Origin of the sequence: Nocardiopsis alkaliphila YIM 80379, assembly GCF_000341005.1 — a bacterium.
Lineage (GTDB): Bacteria > Actinomycetota > Actinomycetes > Streptosporangiales > Streptosporangiaceae > Nocardiopsis > Nocardiopsis alkaliphila.
In genome coordinates, this window is sequence record NZ_ANBD01000056.1 from 1 (window position 1) to 5635 (window position 5635).

At 68.6% G+C, this 5635-nt stretch carries 8 protein-coding genes; 5 read left to right on the forward strand and 3 right to left on the reverse strand.

Annotated features, from left to right (window positions below; all coding sequences use genetic code 11):
• Nucleotides 1-111: 111 nt before the first annotated feature.
• Nucleotides 112-495 carry a RodZ domain-containing protein gene (locus D472_RS0109305; protein WP_017604211.1) on the forward strand — a complete coding sequence of 128 codons (384 nt, stop codon included), beginning with the start codon at nucleotides 112-114 and terminating at the stop codon, nucleotides 493-495.
• 74 nt (nucleotides 496-569) lie between these two features.
• Here D472_RS0109305 and pyrE read toward each other — a convergent pair whose 3' ends face one another.
• Nucleotides 570-1103, reverse strand: a complete 534-nt coding sequence (pyrE, locus tag D472_RS0109310; protein WP_017604212.1) for an orotate phosphoribosyltransferase — start codon at nucleotides 1101-1103, stop codon at nucleotides 570-572.
• Nucleotides 1104-1170: 67 nt separating this feature from the next.
• Between pyrE and cutA the strand changes: the two genes are divergently transcribed.
• The 3 genes from cutA to D472_RS0109325 are packed head-to-tail and all read left to right on the forward strand — an operon-like array spanning nucleotide 1171 to nucleotide 2799.
• A complete protein-coding gene (gene cutA / locus D472_RS0109315) occupies nucleotides 1171-1512 on the forward strand; it encodes a divalent-cation tolerance protein CutA (RefSeq protein WP_026117525.1) in 342 nt (113 codons plus the stop codon).
• Nucleotides 1509-2090, forward strand: coding sequence for a hypothetical protein (locus D472_RS0109320; protein WP_017604214.1), 582 nt, complete (start codon nucleotides 1509-1511; stop codon nucleotides 2088-2090). The genes cutA and D472_RS0109320 overlap by 4 nt, the downstream gene beginning before the upstream one ends.
• A gap of 52 nt (nucleotides 2091-2142) precedes the next feature.
• Nucleotides 2143-2799: a GNAT family N-acetyltransferase gene (locus D472_RS0109325; RefSeq protein ID WP_017604215.1), complete on the forward strand. Its 657-nt coding sequence runs from the start codon at nucleotides 2143-2145 to the stop codon at nucleotides 2797-2799.
• Nucleotides 2800-3137: 338 nt separating this feature from the next.
• Here D472_RS0109325 and D472_RS29495 read toward each other — a convergent pair whose 3' ends face one another.
• The gene (locus D472_RS29495; protein ID WP_394295614.1) at nucleotides 3138-3278 is read right to left on the reverse strand and encodes a DUF6177 family protein; all 141 of its coding nucleotides are present in this window, start codon (nucleotides 3276-3278) and stop codon (nucleotides 3138-3140) included.
• A 374-nt stretch (nucleotides 3279-3652) separates the two neighbouring features.
• Nucleotides 3653-4192, reverse strand: coding sequence for a hypothetical protein (locus D472_RS25145; protein ID WP_017604218.1), 540 nt, complete (start codon nucleotides 4190-4192; stop codon nucleotides 3653-3655).
• A gap of 216 nt (nucleotides 4193-4408) precedes the next feature.
• Between D472_RS25145 and D472_RS25150 the strand changes: the two genes are divergently transcribed.
• Nucleotides 4409-5635, forward strand: a 1227-nt coding sequence (locus D472_RS25150; RefSeq protein WP_017604219.1) for a sigma-70 family RNA polymerase sigma factor, incomplete at its 3' end; no start/stop codon positions are given.

The following is a 5635-nucleotide window of genomic DNA, read 5'->3' on the forward strand; positions in this document are numbered from 1 at the left end:
TGTGAGTGATCCGAGGTCTGAGGATGACGCCTGTCGCTTTTTGTCGTGATACGCGCTACATTCGTCGCCGTGGGAAGGCATAGGAATGATCCGCGAGGCGTTGGCCAGGTCATGGCCATCGTCGGAGCCGTCGCGCTCCTGGTCATGCTGGTTGCCCTAGGTGGGTACTTCCTGTACCGAGCCCTTCCGGGAACCGGCGGTAGCGTTAGCGCCAATGCTTCGGAGGCGGCGGCCGAACCGGTCGACTCCGATGAGATGGGCGCCCTGTACATCCGGGTGGTGGGTGAATCGGCCAAGGTCTTCGTCCGGATTCCCGGCGGCGACGTGCTCATGGACCAGGAACTGTCCCAGGGCAACTCCGTGCACTATCGGGAGAACACCGAGGGTCTGGAAGTGACCATCTCGGACCCCGCCGCCGTCGAGGTCTACGTCAACGGCACCGCACAGGACATCTCCGACCGCGATCCCGATCACAGCTTCACCCTGAACCCTTAGCCCGCCCCGGATCGACGACCGACCTCGGTCCGGGTGGGACCGTGCACGGCCCCACCGACGCTCGCCCGGTGAACTCATACGTCCAGGTCGGACACCTCGAAGACGGGCCGGTACTCCAGGCCTTCCTCCTCCAACCGTCCACGCGCGCCACGGTCCACGATCAGCGCGACCGCGACCACCTCGGCGCCCGCCTCACGCAACGCCTCCACGGCGGTCAACACCGAACCACCGGTCGTGGAGGTGTCCTCCAACGCCAGCACGCGTCGTCCCTTGACGTTTGGACCTTCGATCCGACGTTGGAGACCGTGCGCCTTTCCCGCCTTGCGCACCACGAAGGCGTCCAGCCTGCGGCCTCGCGCGTGCGCGGCGTGCAGCATCGCGGTCGCCACCGGGTCCGCGCCCAGGGTCAGACCGCCCACCGCGTCGAACTCCAGGTCCGCGACGGTGTCCAACAGGACCGACCCGACCAGTGGCGCGGCCTTCCCGTCCAAGGTGATCCGACGCAGGTCGACGTAGTAGTCGGCCTCCTTACCGGAGGACAGGGTCACCTTCCCGCGCACGACCGCCTTATCGTTGATCTGACGCAGGAGTTCATCACGTTCGCTCATGAGCAGTGAGCCTAGAACACCGGGAGGGGACGCGCGGACCAGGCGTCCCGCCCTAGATGGGGTGACCATGGCAGAGCGCACCGACGTCGTTCGGGTGGAGACCACCGTCGACGACCGCGAGGGCGCCGAACGGGTGGCGGGTTTGATCGTCGAGAACCGGTTGGCGGCCTGCGCGCAGGTGAGCGGTCCCATCCGCAGCTTCTACCGTTGGGAGGGCGCCGTCCAATCCGACGAGGAGTGGATGGTCGTGATCAAGACCTCCGCCGATCGCCTGGACGACCTGGTCGCCCACGTGGTCGAGGTCCACCCCTACGACGTGCCTGAGATCGTGGCGGTCCCGGTCATCGGTGGCAACCCCTCGTACCTGGCCTGGGTCGAGGACGAGACCCGCGGGGGCGGCGCCGAGTGATCACGGTCCTACTTCCGCCCACCCTTGGCGTGGCCTTCTCCCTACCGAGGGCCGAGCGGGTGCTCAGCGCTCACGGACACCATCCGGTCCTTCCCACCGTGACCGATGACGACACTCCGCCGCACGCAGCGCGCTACGTGGCCCGGGTCAGTCTGGAGATCAACCGTCTGGTCGCGACCGACGCCCCCACGGTGTTGGTGGCCCAAGGCGATGCCGGCCCGTTGCTCGGAGCCGTGGCCGCCGCCCAGCGCGCCGCCCACCGACCCGTGCTCGGCTACGTTCTGCTGGACGGGCCGCTACCCCAACCGGGCAGTCCCACCCGTGAGGAGATCTCCCGCAACCAGAAGCTGCCGGACCCGCCGTTCAGCGAGGGCGAACCCGCCGGCTACCGGACCGAGCGCCTACCCACGATCCCGGACTGGCCGGACGCACCCTGCGGTTACCTGCTCACCGACCCCGCCCACGCGCATCCGGCGCGTCTGGCCGGTATGCGGGGTTGGCGGGTTCGGGACCTCACCGCCGAACCAGGGACGGCCGCCGAGGCGTTGCCGGAGCTCATCGCCGAACTCGTGCGCTGACCGGCACGAAAAAGCAGATGACAACGGGTCATGGTGGTCCCAGAATGCGGAAATGATCAGCGACCACTTTCCTCCGTTGGGCGTACGCCTGCGCACGCCTCGACTCCAACTGCGCATGCCCTCCGACTCCGACCTCGCCGAGTTGGCCGAAGCGGCCCTCGGTGGGGTCCACGACCCGGCCACGATGCCGTTCATGTTCCCTTGGACCGACCAGGGTCCCGGGCGACTGGCCCAAGGGGTGATTCAGCACAACTGGCGGAACATGGCCGACTGGACACCCCAGGACTGGGGGTTCAACGCGGTCGTGGTGTTCGAGGATCGAGTGGTCGGGATCCAGGACATGCGGGCGAGGGACTTCGCCGTCGTCCGCCAGGTGGGCACCGGCTCGTGGCTGACCCGGCGCGTACAGGGGCGTGGGATCGGCACCGAGATGCGCGCCGCCGTGCTCCACTTGGCCTTCGAAGGCCTCGGCGCCCTGGACGCGATCACGGGGGCGTTCGAGACCTCCTCGGCTTCCATCGGCGTCTCGCGGAAGCTGGGTTATCGGCCGGACGGCGTCCAGTACGTCCAAGTGCGCGGTGAGCGGGTTCGGGAGCTGCGGTACCGGCTGAGCCGTCAGGACTGGAAGAGGCACCGGACGGTTCCGGTCGAGATCGAGGGCCTGGAGCCCGCGCTCGGGCACTTCGGTCTGGGCGACCCTCCGGACTGAGATCGTCCGGTGGTCTGGTGGAAGCGGGCCGGGCATGCTTTCCTCGATGCGTAAGGCACCTACGGCGCCGGACCGAAGGGGAGACACCCGATGCACGAATACACCGGTCAAGGCCCCGCTCTGGGAGTCTTCGGTGGCATCCCCGCGGCCCCGTACGCCATCACGTCTCCGGGCCCCCGCGAACCCACCGCGCCGAACCACGTACCGGCAAGTCCGTTCGAGCCGCTCTGGCCGCAGCCGCCCCGGCCCAGGCGGCCCATCACACGAGCCGCCGATCCCTACGCGGAGGCCTTCCTCAACGGCCACCCCCATCCTGGGCACCGGGTCAGGGGGAACGGTCAGGTGGTTTTCGGTGACAGATGGACCATGAGCCCCTGAAAGCGTCGCCAGAGCTCAGATGGTTCACCGTCGCCGAGAGGGAACCAGAGAGCCGATGACCACGGTGGCCCGATCGGCTCGGGGGTGATCGGCGCGGCCATCGCCCTCGATCGTCAACCTACGTGCGGTCCCCACCACCTGGTGGGGAAGAACGATGTTCCGGGTCGGCTTCGGCCGGATCAAGGTCGGATGACGCTTCGGGGTGGGCCATTGGGCACCCCTGGAAACGTGGAGGGGCGTGCCCGTCTCCCCTGTGCGGGCACGCCCCGGCGCACGCGTGGAACGCGGCGCCGAACCCGCCCGAAACTCCCCTGGGCCGCCCTCTCGTGGGGCCAGAGGGCCCACGGGGTCGTATCGGGTGGGGCCGACCGCTCAGCGCGCGTCCCCTCGGCGTCGCGCGGCGGTCGGTGGTGCCGTCCGACGGGGCGCCTTCCCCTCAAGGGGCGCCCCTACGTGCCGGAACGGCGTCGGTGGGTCATACGTCGAAGGTGGTGACCGCGCCGTCCAGCGCCTCGAACAGGGACAGCGCCTCGCGGTGGGTGCTGGGCAAAGGGACCGACCACACGGCGGCCCCATGCTCCCAACAGGTCTTTTCACGCAGCAGGTCCAACTCCGCGGACAAGGAGGGCCTGTTCGGGACGAGTACCGCGATCCGGGACCGGTTGACCAGACACACGGTCTCCCCACCGGTGAAGAAACAACGGAGTTCGTGGCCGAGCACGATCAAGCGGGCGGTCCGCCGCCAGGGATCGAGCGAGGAGTCCAGCGCGATGACCACCAGGAGGTACTCGAAGGCCGACGGGACGCTCTCCTGGGCTCCTCGGTAGAGCTCTCCCAAACGGGCGCGCAGATGATCGCGTTCGGCCAGCCCGGTCAGAGGATCCAAGCGGTCGCCACGGTCACGCGCGCCCCGTTCCCATCCCGTCCCCTTCGAGTGGCGCCGCCACGACGTGCGTAGCTCCCGGTGGTGGGCCATCCGGTCCCCCACCTGGGTGTTCACCTCGATCTCGCTCATGCTCACGCTCCCGCTCGTCGTTCATTCGAGTGGGCGGGGCCGTGCTCCGACTCAGGCTCGCCCTGCCCACCCTCACCCCTGATCACGGAGACGGGTGGCGGTCATGACGCGGATAAGGGATATTTTTTCGAGCACGTGGTTTCGGACGCCGAATCCGTGTTCTCTGTCAGCAGCCGGAACCGGTGCGGGGCCGGTCCAGGAGTGAAAGGGCGTGGAGTGGCCGACACCGAGGGTGATCACACCGAGACACTGCTCGGCGACGCCGAGATCATCGCGCGGGTCAGGGCCGGTGACAACGCGGCCTTCGGGACCCTCTACGAGCGCCATGCGTCCGCCGCGCGCGGCTTGGCCCGTCAGCTGTTGCGCGTGGAGGCCGAGGCCGAGGACGCCGTGGCCGAGGCGTTCACCAAGGTGCTCAGTGTCATTCAACGTGGGGGAGGGCCGAGTGACGCCTTCCGTCCCTACCTGCTCACCGCGGTACGTAACGCCGCCTACGACCGGGGACGAGGGGAGAAGCGTCAGGTCGTCACGGATGACATGGACGGTTACGACCCCGGCGAGCCCTTCGTCGACCCCGCGTTGGAGGGACTGGAGCGTTCGCTGATCGCCCGTGCCTTCCTCTCCCTGCCCGAGCGTTGGCAGTCGGTGCTGTGGCACACCGAGATCGAGGGGACCAAGCCGGCGGACGTGGCGACCATCCTCGGCATGAACCCCAATGGTGTGTCCGCTCTCGCCTATCGGGCCAGGGAAGGGCTGCGTCAGGCCTACCTACAGATGCACCTGGCGGGGAGCGGGGCGGCGAAGGCTTGTCGCCCCACGCTCGATCTTCTCGGTGCCTACGTGCGCGGAGGCCTGGCCAAGCGGGACACCGCCAAGGTCGATCGGCACATGGACGATTGCGGTGATTGCCGCGCGGTGTACGCGGAACTGATGGACGTCAACGTCGGACTGCGCGGGGTCGTCCTTCCGCTGGTGGTCGGGTCCGGCGCCACGGGCTATCTGACCACGGTCCCTGGGGCGACCGCGATGGGCGGGCCCGCGACGGCCGGGGCTTGGTGGAATCGGATGTCTCGTGGCGGAAAGCAGGCCGTGGTCGGGTCCACCGCGGCGGCCTCTGTGGCGGTGGCTCTCGCCCTCGCTTCGGTCGGTGCGGATGTGCCCATGGAGGAGGATCCGTCCAGTACCGCCGCCCCACTCCTCGACGCGCCGGCGGAGGATCCACCACCTCCGGTCCAGATGGACACCGACGACTCGGACGACACGCATGACCCTCTCGCCGTGCCCCTCGTGGCGGATGAACCCGCTCCGGTATTCGCCCCACCGGTCGAAGTGCTCCCGGTCGGCGCCCCGGAACGGGGACCATCCGAGGAAATGGACGTGCCTGAAGAATCGACCACCGAGCCGGAAACGGAACCCGAGCCCGAGCCCGAGCCGGAAACGGAA